Source organism: Nonomuraea sp. NPDC000554, from assembly GCF_040300065.1.
In the GTDB taxonomy this organism is placed as follows: Bacteria; Actinomycetota; Actinomycetes; order Streptosporangiales; family Streptosporangiaceae; genus Nonomuraea.
In genome coordinates this window covers 740,769-756,832 of record NZ_JBEPDC010000001.1, presented here as the reverse complement: position 1 = coordinate 756,832, position 16,064 = coordinate 740,769, and the positions used below count along the sequence as shown (strand labels likewise).

Annotated in this window: 13 protein-coding genes and 1 pseudogene; 6 read left to right on the top strand and 8 right to left on the bottom strand. The window is 70.5% G+C overall.

Features of this window, described 5'->3' with window-relative positions; genetic code table 11:
• Nucleotides 1–64: 64 nt before the first annotated feature.
• The 6 genes from ABT294_RS03765 to ABT294_RS03740 all read right to left on the bottom strand — a co-directional run bounded on the left by ABT294_RS03765 (nt 65) and on the right by ABT294_RS03740 (nt 5,546).
• Nucleotides 65–958 (bottom strand): alpha/beta fold hydrolase, encoded by an 894-nt coding sequence (locus tag ABT294_RS03765; protein ID WP_350803283.1) that lies wholly within the window; start codon nt 956–958, stop codon nt 65–67.
• A 67-nt stretch (nt 959–1,025) separates the two neighbouring features.
• The gene (locus ABT294_RS03760) at nt 1,026–1,871 is read right to left on the bottom strand and encodes a hypothetical protein (protein WP_350803282.1); all 846 of its coding nucleotides are present in this window, start codon (nt 1,869–1,871) and stop codon (nt 1,026–1,028) included.
• A gap of 166 nt (nt 1,872–2,037) precedes the next feature.
• Nucleotides 2,038–3,147 (bottom strand): aldo/keto reductase, encoded by a 1,110-nt coding sequence (locus ABT294_RS03755; protein WP_350803281.1) that lies wholly within the window; start codon nt 3,145–3,147, stop codon nt 2,038–2,040.
• Nucleotides 3,148–3,353: 206 nt separating this feature from the next.
• Nucleotides 3,354–3,959, bottom strand: coding sequence for a TetR/AcrR family transcriptional regulator (locus tag ABT294_RS03750; RefSeq protein ID WP_350803280.1), 606 nt, complete (start codon nt 3,957–3,959; stop codon nt 3,354–3,356).
• A 93-nt stretch (nt 3,960–4,052) separates the two neighbouring features.
• Nucleotides 4,053–4,904 (bottom strand): LLM class flavin-dependent oxidoreductase, encoded by an 852-nt coding sequence (locus ABT294_RS03745; protein WP_350803279.1) that lies wholly within the window; start codon nt 4,902–4,904, stop codon nt 4,053–4,055.
• A gap of 6 nt (nt 4,905–4,910) precedes the next feature.
• Nucleotides 4,911–5,546, bottom strand: a complete 636-nt coding sequence (locus ABT294_RS03740; RefSeq protein ID WP_350803278.1) for a hemerythrin domain-containing protein — start codon at nt 5,544–5,546, stop codon at nt 4,911–4,913.
• A gap of 324 nt (nt 5,547–5,870) precedes the next feature.
• On the opposite strand from ABT294_RS03740, the gene ABT294_RS03735 reads away from it, so the two are divergent.
• A complete protein-coding gene (locus ABT294_RS03735; RefSeq protein WP_350803277.1) occupies nt 5,871–8,645 on the top strand; it encodes an ATP-binding protein in 2,775 nt (924 codons plus the stop codon).
• Nucleotides 8,646–8,746: 101 nt separating this feature from the next.
• On the opposite strand, the pseudogene ABT294_RS03730 reads toward ABT294_RS03735, so the two are convergent.
• A pseudogene (locus tag ABT294_RS03730) lies at nt 8,747–9,523 on the bottom strand (AfsR/SARP family transcriptional regulator).
• A gap of 409 nt (nt 9,524–9,932) precedes the next feature.
• On the opposite strand from ABT294_RS03730, the gene ABT294_RS03725 reads away from it, so the two are divergent.
• Nucleotides 9,933–12,383, top strand: coding sequence for a BTAD domain-containing putative transcriptional regulator (locus ABT294_RS03725; RefSeq protein WP_350803276.1), 2,451 nt, complete (start codon nt 9,933–9,935; stop codon nt 12,381–12,383).
• 128 nt (nt 12,384–12,511) lie between these two features.
• Here the strand turns inward: ABT294_RS03725 and ABT294_RS03720 are convergent, their stop codons facing one another.
• Nucleotides 12,512–13,450, bottom strand: a complete 939-nt coding sequence (locus ABT294_RS03720) for an AraC family transcriptional regulator (RefSeq protein WP_350803275.1) — start codon at nt 13,448–13,450, stop codon at nt 12,512–12,514.
• Between the two features lie 188 nt (nt 13,451–13,638).
• Between ABT294_RS03720 and ABT294_RS03715 the strand changes: the two genes are divergently transcribed.
• The 4 genes from ABT294_RS03715 (at nt 13,639) to ABT294_RS03700 (ending at nt 15,994) form a co-directional block, all read left to right on the top strand.
• Nucleotides 13,639–14,307 carry an alpha/beta hydrolase gene (locus tag ABT294_RS03715; protein WP_350803274.1) on the top strand — a complete coding sequence of 223 codons (669 nt, stop codon included), beginning with the start codon at nt 13,639–13,641 and terminating at the stop codon, nt 14,305–14,307.
• 70 nt (nt 14,308–14,377) lie between these two features.
• Nucleotides 14,378–14,509, top strand: coding sequence for a hypothetical protein (locus tag ABT294_RS03710; RefSeq protein WP_350803273.1), 132 nt, complete (start codon nt 14,378–14,380; stop codon nt 14,507–14,509).
• A 179-nt stretch (nt 14,510–14,688) separates the two neighbouring features.
• Nucleotides 14,689–15,393, top strand: coding sequence for a molybdopterin-dependent oxidoreductase (locus tag ABT294_RS03705; protein ID WP_350803272.1), 705 nt, complete (start codon nt 14,689–14,691; stop codon nt 15,391–15,393).
• Entirely contained in the window at nt 15,359–15,994 is a 636-nt protein-coding gene (locus tag ABT294_RS03700; RefSeq protein WP_350803271.1) for a cytochrome b/b6 domain-containing protein, read from the top strand. Before ABT294_RS03705 ends, ABT294_RS03700 begins: the two co-directional genes overlap by 35 nt.
• The last annotated feature ends 70 nt before the right edge of the window (nt 15,995–16,064 follow it).

The following is a 16,064-nucleotide window of genomic DNA, read 5'->3' as shown; positions in this document are numbered from 1 at the left end:
GCCGTATATCCGCTTATGCGGCGCGAGCAGCCCGATCATCCGCCCCCGGCCGCCGGCTGGTCCGTCACTCGACTGTGGCTGCCACGAAGGCCGTCACGGCACGGGCGAAGGCGTCCGGCTCTTCGACGTGACCGAGATGGCCGCTGTTCTCCAACAGGACCAACTCGGCGCGGGGAATCCCGTCGGCCAACTCCTCTGCCCAGCGTGGACCGCAGATGACGTCGTGCCGGCCGGCGATGACCAGCGCCGGTACGTCGATCGAGCCGAGCATCGCTCGGTCGTCGATGGCATCCGGGACGAGTTGGTCGTCCAGGCCGGAGATGTAGGCGCCTGTCACCGAGAACAGCGGCGCGTACTCTTCCTGGTGGTCCCAGTAGTCGGCGAGGTAGGCGGGCAGCAGTCCGCGGGCGGCCCGAGTGACCGCCTCGTCGTCCGCGAGCCCGCCCAGCGACTCCCACGCGTCGAGGACGTCCCGCAGCCCGGGCCTGCCCGCGTTGCGCCGCGCGAACGCCTCCATGTTGCGCGCCGACTCGGCGAAGTGCTCGGGGCCGGTCACCGGGGCGCTGTCGTACAGGACGACGCCGGCGAGCCGGTCGGGGCGTGTCAGCGCGTAGTGCTGCGCGACGAAGCCGCCGTGGGAGTGGCCGAGCAGGTGGACGCGGGCCACGCCGAGGTGCCGGATCAGCCCGTCCAGGGCCTGCGCGTAGCGTTCGCGCGTGTAGCCGTGCGGATGCGCCGGCAGCCGACCGGAGGTGCCCGTCCCGATCGGCTCGACGTACACCATGGTCAGGTGCTCTTCAGCCGCCGGCATCCGCAGGTACTCCCACGACAGCCCCGGGCCGCCTGGGTGGGCCAGGCAGACGGGCCCGGTCCCGGCGACGTGGTAGCGCTGGGCGACGCGCCCGACGTTGACAGTGTGCGTCCCCGGCGACAGCGGGGCCGTGACGGCGGTGTTCATGGGTCTCCCTTGCGTACGGTGCGATGACCGGACCACGTTGAAGGTCAAGCTCTCCGTTGGATGCCTGTTATGGGGTGTTCTGCTGCGCCAGTCCGCCGCAGGTGAAGCCCGCCTCACGCTCTGGATCGAGCTCGATCTGACCGAGGTTGGTGGTCTCCATCGGCCTTCGGAGGGTCTCCAGCTTGTCGCAGTCGTACAGGACGTACGTGCCGTCGCTCTCGCCCAGCAGCATCATCCAGCGGCCGTCGTAGAGCGGCTTGTCGTCCTCGGCGCTTTTGATCACCGCCCACTGGTCCTGGAAGCCGACGGCGTTCAGCAGTTCGTTGGCCTGGCCGCTCTTCTGGACCTCGATCGCGCCCTCGACGAGGCCCAGGATGAGCAGGAAGCCCAGGCCGACCCCGGTCATGCCGCCGGTGATCACCTTCATCCCGGCGCGCCCGACCGGCTTGCGACGCAACAGCCGGAACGGAACCAGGAAGGCCAGCACGCCGAGCCCCACCGCGATGACGACCATGACGAACAGGTCCAGATCGCCAAACAGGCGAAATATGCCCCAGTACGTCGCCCCACACCACAGTGCCGCCAGCGCTGCAGCGATCCAAGGCCGCTCCCTGATCCTCCGTACGAGCCTGCTTCCCGCACCCCGGCTCATCCTGTCGATCAGCCAGCCCAGGCCGACGACGACGCCGAGCAGCGGGACAGCGATCAGCAGGAGCAGGACCAGGGTGCTCGCCATGCGGCCGAGCAGGACCGCCTGGTCGACGCCCAGTTGCTGCGGGTTGACGCCGAAGACGGCGTACATCTGCTCGATGCCGATGTAGAGGACCGCGTAGAGCGCCACCGCGATCGGCACGACGACGGATCCGATGCGTTCGAGCAGTTCCAGGACACCGCCGCCGTCCTCCCGCGTCACGGGGGTGTGGTCATCCGGAAGTGCCGGTGTCTCTGGCGGTTCGAGAGATATCGGGTGATTCGACATGGCGCACGACCATAGGCGCCGACCACGTGCGAAACGTTGACGACGCGTAGACGCCGTGGCCGGGCAGGCAGGCCGCCGCAGGCACAGCATGCGAAGGCCGTCAACCGCTGCCTTCGGGGGCCCAGTTCCGTACGGCGGGGGCGTACCCGGCCGGCTTGTCCCCGACCTTGACGCCGGGACTGACCAGCCAGCCCTGATAGTCCGGCGTGAACATCTGGTAGACCGAGAGGGGCGGCACGGAACTGGCCTCGTCGAGCTCGGCGCGCAGTTCGGCCGGCAGCTCGAAGTCGAGGGCCGCCATGTTGGCGTCGAGTTGGCCCGCGCTGCTCGCCCCGACGATCGCCGAGGCGACACCGGGCTGGGTGGCGACCCAGTTGAGCGCGACCTGGGCCATTGTCACGCCGAGCTTGTCGGCGACGCTCTCGACCGCCGCCAGCAGCCGCCAGTCCCGCTCCGTCCACGAGCGCCCGTGGGAGCCCGCGCCGCTGAGCCTGCCGTCTCCGGCCAGGCCTTGGTCGGCACTCCGGTACTTACCGGTCAGGAAGCCGCCGCCGAGCGGGCTCCACGCGGTGATGCCGAGTCCCAGGCTCTGCCCCATGGCGACGTGCTCCTGCTCGATCGCCCGGTCGATGAGGGAGTAGGGCAGTTGCAGGCTGACCACCGGTACGAGGGAGTGCGCCTCGGCAAGGGTCTGAGCCCGCGCCGCGTACCAGCTGGGCACGTCGGACAGGCCCGCGTAGCGGATCTTTCCGGCCCTGGTGAGGTCGTCGAAGGTCCGCATGACCTCCTCGACGGGAGTGATCCGGTCCCAGGTGTGCAGCAGGAACAGGTCGATATGGTCGGTGCGCAGGCGGCGCAGCGACGCCTCGACCGCTCTGATCATGTGCTTGCGGCCGTTGCCCCCCGCGTTCGGATCTCCGGGGGCGACGCTGTTGGTGAACTTGGTGGTGAGCACCACTCTGTCGCGCACCTTGGCTTCCGCGATGAGATTGCCGAGGATGACCTCGCTCTCGCCGGCGGTGTAGAAATCCGCGGTGTCGATGAGGTTGCCGCCCGCTTCGAGGTAGCGGCGGAAGATCGGGCGGGCCTCCTCCTCGGTCTTGCCGTACGCGGCGTGGAAACCGCCGGTGCCGAAGTTCATCGTGCCCAGTGCCAGCCGGCTGACGCGTAGTCCGGAACGTCCGAGCAGGTAGTAGTGGTCCAGGGACATGAGGGTGTCACTCCGTTCGCAAGCAGATTCCGGGGAGGTCGGGACGAACACCGGTCAGCTTGCGCAGCCAAAAATGGACTGTCAAGTCCAAAAATGAGCACCGGGGTCGTCACCGTGACAGGAGAGGGGCGCAACGGCGGTCTCCTCGACACCACCCTCGCCATCCGCAAGGAGCAGACCGTCGCTCCCGGAGGGCGAGCCCTCCGTCAAGGCGACGCGAGCTTGCTCGTGCGCAGGTGGGCGATGCCCATGTCCAGGGCGGCTTCCAGATGGCTGGTCTCGCCGGTGGACATCTGGATCAGCACGCCGCCCTGGATGCCGGCGAGCAGAGCGGCCGCCGCGCGGTCGGGGTCCAGGCCCGGGTCGATCTCGCCGGCGTCCTGCATGTGCCGCACACCGGCGGCGATCTCGGCCTGCCAGCGGTGCATCAGCTCGGTGACCACGGCCTGTGCGCCGGGCGTGCGGCTGCCCAACTGCGACGTGACGGAGTTGAGCGGGCACAGGCGGCCCTGCCGCCGGTAGCGGTCGACGACCTTGTCGCGCCACGACTGCCAGGCGGGCCAGGAGGTGAGGTCGCCGAGCTGGGGCCGCTGGTCCTCCAGCACCCGGTCGGCCTCGAAGCGGGCCACGGCCAGCAGCAGCTCCTCCCGGCCGTCAGGGAAGTAGTGGAAGAGCTGGCTCTTGCTCGTCGCCGTCCTGGCCAGCACGTCGTCGAGCGTCATGTCGGCCACGCCGTGCTCGCGGATGTGCGCCGCCGCGCCCTCGAGAATGCGCTGCCGTGTCGCGGCCCCCTTGCGGGTGAGAGTGCGCATGACCGCCCCTCCAGACTGGACTTGCCAGTCCATGCTAGCGGGGCGCTCATCGGCGAGCGGCGAACAGAAGCAGCCGCCCCCTGACTGAGAAGGTCACGCCAGCAGGTCCGCCAGCCGGTCGATCTGCTCGATCTCGTCGGACCAGCAGCTGAGCATCACCTCGTGCGCTCCGAGGTCCCGATAGGCGGCGACAGTTTCCCGGATCTCCGTGGCGGTCGTCGCCATCGCCTGCAGGGACTGCGCGGCGAGCTCCGGTGCGAACGCGTAATAGCGCAGCAGTGACGCGCGCGCCTCCGCCACGGTGGACTCAGTGCCCAACGCGACGTTGATCTGGCCGACGAGCAGCGGCTCACCTGGCCGGCCCGCGTCCTTCCACTGCACTCTGACGAGCTCGAACAACGCCCCCGCGTATCCCGGTGGAGCCGGGCATATGTAACCGGCGCCCCAGCGAGCGACCCGGGCCAGCGCCGGCGGCGCGAAGCCGCCGAAGAGGAGCTCGGGACCGCTCGCCTTCATCGGGGACGGACCGACTGGTCCGAGGCTCGGAGCGACCGGTTCGCCGGCCCAGACCCGGCGCATGGTCGCCAGCTGCTCGTCCATCCGCCGCCCCCGAGAGGCGTGATCGGCGCCCACGGCCTGGAAGTCGTCCTCCCGCGCGCCGACCCCGAGCCCCAGGGTGAATCGGCCACCGGACAGCCGGTCGAGTGTCGCGCTCTGCTTGGCCAGCAGCACCGGATCACGCAGGGGCGCGAGCACCACCTCAGACTGCACCCGGATCCGCTCGGTCACCGCTGTCATCGCGGCCAGCATGACCATGATCTCGGGATTGTCGTACACGATCCGGTCCGGCACCCCGATCCTGCCGTACGGGCCGGCGTCCGCGCGCCGTGCCCACGCGACCAGCGCGGCAGGATCGACGAAGGGCACAGCGAGTCCGAGTGTCACGTGCGCTCAGCCTTCCGTGCCGCCGGACAGGACCGCGAGGGCGGCGTGCGCCTGGTCGCGCATCACCGGCACGAACTGCTGCGCGGGCTCCGGCAGGCCGGACAGGACGAGCGCGACCTCCTCCGGCGTGCCGACCTGGTCGAGGAAGCCCACGATCAGGTGTGCCGCCTCGGTCGGCGAGCCCGCGACGACCGCGCGCGAGAACGCGGTCCACTCGTCCGGCGAGACGTGCTCGCGCAACGCTGGGAACAGCAGCGGCTCTTCGTGCTCGAGATGCCGGTGAACCAGGGTCCGGACCGCTTCGGCTGCCCGCTGCAGCCCCGGGCGGTCACCGTCCTCGCCGCTCGGCGCGGCCTCGAGGATGTCGAGTGCGGCGTCGAGCTCGTCGTGCTCCTCACTCAGGACGGCAAACTGTGCCGCCGCCTCCGGCGCCACCGCCGCGATCATCGGCCACAGCTGGCGGTCCTCGGTCTCGTGATGGTGGCGCAGGTTCTTGACGAGGAACTCGCGCAGCTCGGCCAGGGCGGCGAGGGGGACGGAGGGCCGGAGGGCGGCCTCGGACAACAACGTCGTGGCGCGCCGGTGGAATGCGTGGATGAGGCGGGTCTCAGTGACGGCCACGGCCTCGGTGTTGGTCGACATGCCGGGGAGCGTAGAAGCAGCGGGAGGAGGTTTCGTTGACGAACGGTTGGCGTCTGAGACAGGCGTCTGTCTCAACCGTATACGTCCGCTTGCCCAACGGCGCCGCCGTCCGCGCCGTCAGATCGGCGGCTCCGCCGGGCCGCTTTTGTCGAGAACCTAGCCAGGGCGAGCGGGCTCCAGATGGACAGACCATTGACGAGCCCCGATATACATTCCGCATACGCTGGTGAAACGTCCGTATCCGCTCGCTTTCGGTAGGGTCGCGGCTGGACTCGCGCACGGTCGGCGGAGACAGCCGAGGACACGAGGTAGGAGTGCCGCACCATGCCGCTTTTCGGGCGGGAGGCCGAGCTGAAGGCCCTGGCCGAGCTCGTCGACGACCCCGGAGACCGCAGGGGCGTTCTCCTTCGGGGGGAAGCCGGCATCGGGAAGTCCGCACTCGTGGCGGAGGCCGTCACTGCGGCGTCGGCCGCGGGCCTGCGCGTGCTGACGACGACCGGCGTGGAGGCCGAGCAGAACCTCGCTTACGCCGGGTTGCACCAACTGCTGTACCCGGTCCGGGCAGGCGTGAGCGCGCTGCCGGCCCCGCAGCGTGACGCCCTGTGCAGCGCGTTGGGCCTCGCCGAAGCGGCCGAACCCAGCGTCTACCTCGTCGGCCTGGCCACGCTGACCCTGCTGGCCGAGGCGGCCGCCGCCCGGCCGTTGCTGGTCGTCGCCGAGGACGTGCACTGGCTCGACCGTGCCAGCGCCGACGTCCTCGCTTTCGTGGCGCGCCGGATCGAGTCCGAGCCCATCGTCATGGTCGCGACGTTCCGGGAAGGCGAGCGCTCGCCCGTACAGGACGCCGGGCTGTCCCCGATGCCCGTCGACCGGCTCTCTGACGAGGTCGCCGCCGAGCTCCTGGACTCGATCGCCCCTGGTCTCACCCCAGCGGTCCGGGCGAGGCTGCTGGAGGAGGCCGCCGGGAACCCGCTGGCGCTCACCGAGCTGCCGACGGCCATGGGAGACCACGGCGGCCCAGGCCCGGTGCCGTCGCTGAGCGATCGCCTGGACGGGCTCGGTCCGGTGCTGCCGCTGAGCGAGCGTCTTGAGCGCGCGTTCACCGCCCGGGTAGCCGCCCTGCCGACTCCGGCCCGCACCGCCCTGCTGGTGGCGGCGCTCAACCAGAGCGACGCGGTCTCCGAAACGCTCGCGGCCACGGGCCTGATCCTGGGGTCGACGGCCGAGCCGGAGATCCTCGCACCGGCCGCCGAGGTCCGGTTGATCGAGCTCCGCGAGCTCGCCATCGGCGCGGTGACGTTCCGTCATCCCCTGATGCGGTCGGCCATCGCGGCGGCTTCGACGCTCGCCGAACGCCGGCAGGCCCACCTGGCTCTCGCAGAGACGCTGCACGAACAGTCGGACCGGCGGGCCTGGCACCGGGCCGTCGCGACGGCCGGAGCCGACGAGGGCGTGGCGGCCGAGCTGGACTGCGCGGCCGACCGGGCCCGGCATCGGGGCGGGGCCGCCGCCGCGGTCGCGGCGCTGGAGCAGGCGGCCCGCCTGAGCGAAGGGCAGGACCGGAAAGCGCTCAGGCTGCTGCGAGCTGCCGAGCTCGCGGTCGAATCCGGCAGCCGCGACACGGCCGAGCGTCTGGTACGCGACGCACAGGCCCTCCAACTCTCGCCGCGCCGGCGCGCCACCGCCGCCTGGCTGCTCAGCGGCTTCGAGGACGGCGTGCACGAGGACGTCTCCCGCGTGTCAGAGCTGGCCGAGCTGGCCGCGTCGGTGGCCGCGGACGGGGAGGTGGAGCCGGCTGTGCGAATCCTGTGGGGCGCCGCAATGCGCTGCTTCTGGTCCGAACCGGGTCCGGCCGCCCGCCGCTCGCTGCTGGGCGTGGCTGATCGGCTCCCCGTTCCTGCCGACGATCCGCGCATGGTCGCGGTCGCCGCGTACGTCGCACCGTTCGAGCGGGGCGGCATCACGCTGGACCGGCTGCGCGAACTGGCCGGCCTGGCCGGCGCCGACCCGGAGATCGATCGCTACCTCGGCAGCGCGGCCCTCCAGATCGGCGCCTTCGACCTGGCCGCCCGCTTCTCCGCGGCGGCCGCGCCCGGCCTGCGCGCCCAGGGTCGGCTCGGGCTGCTGCCCCGGGCGCTGGCCGTTCAGGCGTGGAGCCGGGCCCGGCTCGGTGACCTGGCCACGGCCGTGCCGGTCGCGGCGGAGGCCGCCAAGCTCGCCCAGGAGACCGGGCAGCCGTTCATGTACGGGCTGGCCACGGCCGTCCAGGCGGAGATCGCCGCGCTGAGGGGCGACCATGGGCAGGCCAGAACACTCGTTGACGAGGCCGAACGGGTCGCACTTCCCGCCGGCGCCCGGCCCGTCCTGGCCACCGTCCAGCTCACGCGCGGGCTCGCGGCCTTGAGCGAGGCGCGCTTCGACGACGCGTTCGCCGCCCTGAGCCGGATGCTCGATCCCGCGGACCCCGCGTACCAGCTGGCCCTGCGCGCTTACTGCCTCGCGGAGCTCACCGAGGCCGCCGTGCGTGCCGGGCGGACCGACACCATGCGGGACATCCTGCAGGGCCTGGAGCCGCTGGCCGCATCGACGCCGTCACCGGCGTTGCACATCGGGTTGCGCTACGCGCGCGCCGTGCTCGCCCCGAACGACGAGGCGGAGGAGCTGTTCACGGCCGCGCTGCGGGCGGATCTGACCGGGTGGCCCGCCGAACGCGGACGCCTCCATCTGGCGTTCGGCGAATGGTTGCGGCGGCAGCGCCGGGCCGCGGACTCCCGGACGCACCTGCGCACGGCCAGGGAGACCTTCGACGCGCTCGGCATGGCCGCATGGGGCGAACGCGCACGGCGGGAGCTGGGCAGTGCGGGGGAGTCGAGCCCGAACCGGGACCCCGACGCGCGCGAGAAGCTCACCCCGCACGAGCTGAACATCGCGCAGCTGGCCGCCGAGGGACTCACGAACCGGGAGATCGGACAACGCTTGTACCTTTCGCACCGGACCGTCAGCACCCACCTGCACCGGATCTTCCCCAAGCTCGGGGTGAGCTCTCGGGCCGATCTCGCGCGGATACTCAAGACCCTCGAGGAAAGGTCCTCCCGATAAGGGCTTTCTGTCGGCTGCCGGGTGACATCGCTACGCCGTCGGAACGCGGTCCTGATCTGCCTACGGCGTCCTTGGCGGACGGGCACGGCCCGCGGAGTGGTTCAGACGAGTGAGGCGTCGGCCGCCGTCCTGATCCGGGCGTACATCCTCCGCAGGCCAGGACCGGGCTCCAGTCCCAGATCGTCGTCCAGCAACCGGGCGATCCGGTGATAGGCCGACAAAGCCTCCACTCGGTGGCCGTCGCGGTCGAGGGCCCACATCAGCAACTCCCACAACCGCTAGCGATAAGGCTCCGCCGCCGTCGCAAGCATCAGCTCGGCGATCGCCTCGCCACAGTCGCCCTGCGCGATGTCGAGCGCCCAGCGCTCCTCCATGGCTGACGCGCGCAGCTGCTCCAGCCAGTCGCGGCGGCCCTCGAAGAAGGCTCCGCTCAGCCCCTCGAAGGCCGGTCCGCGCCACAGTGCCAGCGCGCCGCGCAGCAGCCGGGATGCCTCTGCGACCTCCCCCCGCTCGCGGGCCTCCCGCGCAGCGGCGGTGGTCTGCCGGAACACCGTCACGTCGACCGCGCCGGGGTCCACGACCAGCTGGTAGCCGCCGCCCGCCGACCTGATCTCCGCCTCGGCGCCCAGCCCGGCGGCACCGCCGGCGGTCAGCACCCGGCGCAGACGGGAGACGTAGGTGCGGGTGCTCACGACGGCGCTGCGCGGCGCCTCGCGGCCCCACAACGCGCTCACGATCTCGTCGAGCGTGACCTGACGCCCCTCGCTCAGGAGCAGCAAGGCCAGCACTCCCCGCTGTTGCGGAGACCCGACCTCCAGATCTTCCCCACCGCTCCAGACCCGGATCGGACCCAACACCTCAAAGCTCACCCCGGCCATCGAGGTTCCCCCAACCCTCTCGCGTAGCGCCGCGACCCGTCACCGATGCCCCGAAGCAGTGCACGGGCGTCTCTGACCGACCCTACTTATGCTGCGCCGACCCATTGTCCGGCCTATCGGTGGTCTGTGTGTTTCCGGCATGTCTGTCCCGGGATGCTGGCCCCGGAATGACGTACACGCACAGCGTCACGTGACGCTCGCGAAGACGGTCCGAGCGAACCTACCTTCTTCGGATGTACTACCGCAGGCCCGTACGACGTGCGCTCTCGCCAGGAAAGCGCCCCCGATCGTGATCGGACAGCCGAACGTCGTCTCGGCTCCCTGCAGGTTCACCGTTCTCGGACCGCCCGGTCTCCATTGCGGTGAGACGCGACTGGATCTCGGCGCACCGCAACAACAGGCCGTCCTGATGGTGCTACTGGCCGACAGCGGCAGCTTCGTGCGGATCGGTGAGCTGGTCGACGGCCTGTGGGGCGAGCGGGCACCGGCCACCGGCGAAGCCGTCATACGGACCTACATCTCCCGCATCCGGCGGCTGCTGTCCGAGCACGGACTGGGTTCGGCGATCAGCTCCCAGTCCGGGGGCTACATGCTCGACCCGTCGCTGTTCGCGCTGGACGCCACCGAGTTCGCCGATCTGCTCGAAACCGCCAGGCAGGAGCGCGCGAGTGGGCAGATCTCGATGGCCGCGACTCATGTGGAACAGGCGCTCGGCCTCTGGACGGGTACGGCGCTGGCGGGAGTCCCGGGCGAGGCCGCCGAACGTGAGCGGTTCCGGCTGGAACGGCTGAAGCTGATCGCCACCAAGGAGTTGCTGCAGCTCCGCCTGGAACTGGGCGAGCATGCCGAGGTGACGGCCGAGGTCCCGCTCCTCATCAAGCAGAACCGACTCGAAGAGCCGTTGTACGAGATCTATCTTCTCGCCCTGTACCGCAGTGGCAGGCGGGCAGAGGCGCTCGAGATCTACCGGACGGTCTACGACCTGCTGGGCAAGGAACTGGGCGTCAGCCCGGGACTGCGGCTACGGGCGATCCACGACAAGATCCTCCGGGCCGACGCAGACCACGACGACGCATTCGCCCCCGCCCCATGGGCCGAGCGGCCCGCCGCACGCTCCCCGCAGGAGGCCGCTTTGCCAGCGGGCACGCGGCCTTCCGATGGGCAGTTCGTCGGCAGGGGCACGGAACGCGCCGCCTTCCAGGACCTGCTGAAGCAGAGCCGTGGCGAACGTCTGGGTCTTCTCTTCGTCCGCGGACCCGCCGGCATCGGCAAGTCGACGCTGCTGCGTAAACTCGCCGACGACGCGACCGCCGCGGGCCGGCAGGTATGGCACCTCCACGGCTCGGCGACCGCGGAAGCGCGCGAACGCCTCGAGCGATTCGCGGAAGAGCTCTCCTGCGTCTCCGGCCCGGTTCTCCTCATCGACTCCTTCGAGGAGCTGGGAGACCTCGAACCGTGGCTGCGCGACGCGTACCTCCGGCAGCTGCCCGGCAATGCGATCATCGTGGTGGCGGGCCGGACCGGGCCGAGTGCCGCCTGGCTCACCGATCCGGCCTGGTCCGGGACGATCGTGATCCGGCACCTCGATGCCCTCGCCGCCACGGAGTCCGCCGCGCTGGTCGAAGCCCGCGGCGTCGACCCCGGCCTCCGGAAGTCCATCGTGGACTTCGCCGCCGGCAACCCCTTCGCGCTGTCGCTCGCCGCAGAGGTCGGCAGGAACATGTCGGCCACAGGACAGCCGCTGCGCCGCGACGCCGTACGCTACGTGGTCGACAACGTGCTCGCACTCCTGGCCGGTAGCGCGCCGACGGATATGCACCGGTGGGCGTTGCACGTGTGCGCGCACGCCCGCCACACCACCGAAGACCTCCTCAGGGCGGTGGTGCCGGGCGGCCGGGCGGCAGAGCTGTTCGACTGGCTCCGAGCGCAACCGTATGTCGAAACCGCCGCCCACGGCCTGGACGTCAACGGGGTGCTGCGCGAAGCCCTCGACTACCACCTGCGGTGGCGGGACCCCGTCGGCTATGAGCGGATGCACCGGCGGATTCGCCGTTACGTCATGGACGAGCTCTTGCGCGACGCCCGTGACCCGCACGCGTGCGTGGCGGTCATGCGGACGATCAGCCATCTGCGCCGGCGCGGTGAAGTCGTGTGCCGGTACGTCTCGCGGGTGGGCGAGGAGGATGTGCGGGCGGCTGATGCGACCCCCGCCGACCACGACGAACTCGTCACCATGGCGCGCGAGACCCATGGCGAGATCACGGCCGCGTCCGTCCGGTTCTGGCTGGGTCGTCAGCCGGAGGCGTTCTCCCTGCTCCGGTGCCGCAAGAGCAACCGTCTGCGTGCCTTCATGAGCTGGCTGACCCTGCGGACGCCGGCGCGGGAAGAACTGGAGGCCGACCCTGTCGTGGGGGAGATCTGGTACGACGTGAGCCGGCGCATGGCTGTGCCTCCCGGGGCGCACATCGCGATCACGCGGCATCTGATCGGCCCCGACTTCGAACCCAAGCCGTCTCCCATCACGGACGTGTTCCAGGCGTGGATGATGCGCGGCTGGCTGCACGAACCGGGGTTGGCGGCCTCGTACCTGGTCGCGGCGAACGGACAGTTGTGGCGGCCGTTGATGGATTATCTGGGCCAGTACGAGCTGGAGTGCGTGCGCGCGGACCATCCGTACGCGATCTTCGGCCACGACTGGCTGGCCGACCCCCCAGCGCAATGGCGAGACCACCATCTGGAGGAGGAGCTGTGGGCGGACCAGCACCTGAACCTGTTCCTCCGTCAGGACGTGTCCGGCGTCGTGGACGAGGGATCGGGGACCGTGGTGGCACCCAAGATCGACGTACCGGACCGGCGATGATCCTCGGCATCTCTTCGTCCACCATCGAGGGGATCGGAGGCCCCCGACTGGTACGGCGGCGCAGGTCCTCGTGAAGCTGGAGAACGGCGATCCCATCGGCGTACATGCCGTTCACGCCTCCACTCGGCTCATTCGCCGACCGGGCTGATCCGGCGGCGGTATTCACGCGGGGACGCGCCGGTGACCCGCTTGAACGCGTTGCTCAGCGCGCTCTCCGAGCCGTAGCCGACCTTACGAGCGATCATCGCCACCGTCTCGTCGCCGCGGCGCAGGCGCTCGGCGGCCAGCTCGATCCGCCATCCGGTCAGGTAGTCCAGCGGGCCCTGCCCGACGGCATGCTTGAACCGGGCGGCGAGCGTCGAGCGGGACACCGCCGCGACCTCGGCCAGCTGCGCCACTGTCCAGGCGTGGGCTGGTCGGGCGTGCATGGCTCGCAGCGCCGGGGCCACGACCGGGTCGGTGAGCCCGGCCAACCAGCCGGACGCCGGACCCGGCCCGGCGACGGTCAGGTGCAGACGCAGCAGGTGGATCAGCATAACCAGGGCGAGATGCTCGGTGACCAGTGTCGAGGCGAGCGGCCGGTCGCGGAGCTCGGCGTCGATCTGCTCGAGCGCCCAGCGCACGGTCGCCGCCTCGGCGGTGCGGCCAGGCACGTGGATCACCGGCGGCAACACGTCGAGCAACAGTTCCTTGGCCCGCTCGCCGAAATCGAACCGGCCGCCGACGAAGACCACGTCCTCGCCGGTCCCCACCCGGGCCACGCCGCCGGTGGCCGCCGCGAAGACCGGGTGGGCCGGGACCGGCCGCACCCCCGGACCGCTGGCCAGGGTGAAGGCGCGTGGCCGGGTGAGCAGGAAGCAGTCGCCCTCGGCCAGATCGATCGGCTCCGGCACGCCGTCGACGGTGAGCAGGCAGTGGCCGCGGCGCACCGCGTTGAACTTGACCGCCGGCGGTGGCTCGAACGACAGCGCCCACTCGCCGCCGGCCACCAGCCCAATGGACAGGCGGCTGGTCGTGCCGACGAGGGTGAGGACGTCTTGGAGGGGATCAGCTTGCTGGACGATCACGCAACTATGTTGGACCCTGGATCATTCCGGGTCCAATCCGTGACGCCTAGCCTTGCGGTCATGCCAGGCATCGGTACCAGTTCAAAGGCGTAGTCCACCCGCATTGAGTTTGCCGACGGCCATCGGGCTTTCCTGGCCTGGGGTGACGCCTGCGCACATATCACATTGAGAACCTTGGAGCACCGTTCATGACAACCGTAATGCTCGTCCACGGCGCCTGGCACCGGCCGACCTGCTGGGCGAAGCTTGAGACCGAGCTACACGCCCTCGGCTATGACACGCGTTCGCCGGCGCTACCCAGCTCCGGCGAACATCCCACCGCCGGCATAGACGAGGACGCCGCCGTGCTGGCCACGGAACTGGCGTCGATCGAGGAGCCGGTCGTGCTGCTCGGCCACTCCTACGCGGGCATCCCGATCACCGAGGCCGCCGCCGGAGCGGGCAACGTCGAGCGGCTGATCTACCTCGCCGCATACATGCCGGACAAGGGACAGTCGATGTACACCCTCCACGGCATCCCCGACCCCGAAGACATGAGCGGCCTGTTCCCGCTCATCAGCGAACCGCGTACCTCGCTCTACGGCGACCTGACCGACGCCGAGGCAGAGCAGGCGATGAGCGAGCTGGTCCAGCAGACCGTCCGATCGTTCGCGGAGAAAGTCCACGCAGCCGCCTGGCGGGACATCCCGTCCACCTACATCGTCACCGAGCAAGACAAAGCCATCCCGCCCGCGCTGCAGGAGAAAATGGCGGCCCAAGCCAACGAGATCCGCCGGATCACCAGCGCTCACTCTCCGTTCCTGTCTCAGCCGCGCCAATTGGCCGCCCTCATCGACAAGGTCGCGCAGTCGGCCTGAACGGCATCGCAGGCGGGAACTTCCGCCCTCCCCGTCCAACCTTCGCCACCCGAGGGCGGCCTAGCTGGCGATGGCCTCTGTCCTCCCGGGCAATGCCCTCGTCCAAGACGAAATCGCCGACCTCAAGGGCGTCCGCACCGGCGTCGGATTTCGCGGCTCACTGTCGTACACCGTGACAGACCTGCGGATCCTGACCGGCTGAACGTGCCGGGCGGCGATGATGCCGACGGCCAGGGCGTGGCGGCGCCTCGCCGATGCTCTCCCAGGGCCATGGCGGTGGTGATCTCTTCGGCGAACAGCGCCTTCGGCAAAACTGACGGAAGTCTTACAGACCTCGCCCATTCCTCGCGGGAGTACGTCGCGCCTGCTCGAATCGCAGGTGTGACTGATCAACGACATTCGGCGGAGAGCGGCCCGCCCATCGCGCGCCGGGTGATGCTCTCGATGCTCGGCGCCGGCGCGGCCGCCCTCGCCGCCGCGCCTCTCGTGCAGGGCGGCTGGGAACGATTCCTCGGTGCCGCCTCCCAGAATGACCCCACCGGCCTCACCGGGCTGCTGCCCAACCCGGGCGGCTTCCGCTACTACAGCGTGGCGGCCTCGGTGCCCAGGAAGACCGCGGCCGATTACGGGCTGGAGATCGGTGGCCTCGTCGAGCGCCCTGGGACGTACACGCTGGACGAGCTGCGCGCGCTGCCGCAGACGCGGGTCGTCGGCGAGGCGCGGTGCACCGACGGCTGGCGGGTGCCGGACGTCCCCTTCGCCGGGGTGCTGCTCTCGCACCTCCTCGACCTGGCAGGAGTGCGTCCCGAGGGCAAGGCGGTCCGCTTCACCTGCTTCGACGGCGTCTACAGCGAGAGCCTCACGATCGAGCAGGCCCGCCGCCCCGACGTGCTGGTGGCCCTGGACATGCTGGACGAGCCGCTCACTCACGACCACGGCGGCCCCGTACGGCTCTACGTCGCCCCGATGTACTTCTACAAGTCCGCCAAATGGCTCTCCGGCATCTCCGTCACCGACAAGGTCGTCCCGGGTTACTGGGAGGAGTACGGCTATGACGTCGACGGCTGGCTCGACCAGGCGGCCTGAGCGCCTGCTGCCGCGCTTCAGTCGGGCCGAGCGCCTGGTCCACAAGGCCACCGCCGGGCTCCTGCTGGTGTGCGTGGCGGCGGCAGCCTGCCTGTACTTCCCGCCGCTGGCCCAGCTGGTCGGCCGCCGCCACCTGGTGGTCGTCGTCCACGAGTGGTCCGGGCTCCTGCTGCCCGCGCCCGTCCTCCTCGGTCTTGCCTCGCGGGCCTTCCGCGCCGACCTGCGCAGGCTCAACCGGCTGGCGCCGTACGACCGGCAGTGGCTGCGCGCGGTACGCAGGAACACGCCGGGACCACGTCCGGCCGGCAAGTTCAACGCCGGGCAGAAGATCTACGCCGGCTGGATCGCCGGAGCCGTGCCGGTCATGACGTTCACCGGTCTGCTGATGTGGTTCACCGGAGTCCTGCCGGTGATCTCCCGCACGAGCGCGATCTTCGTCCACGACGTGACAGCCCTGGCGATCGCCGTCGTCGTGCTCGGGCACATCCGGCTGGCCTACCGGGATCCGCTCGCGCGGCGCGGGATGCGTACGGGGTCGGTGACGTCGGCGTGGGCCAGGAAGAACCATCCCCAATGGGTTGAAGAGATAGATCAACGATGAGCGCGGACACCGGAGCACATCGTTGCAGCTTGACGCGTCGGCGAACGCTGCCGGCGGTCCCCGCGCCCAC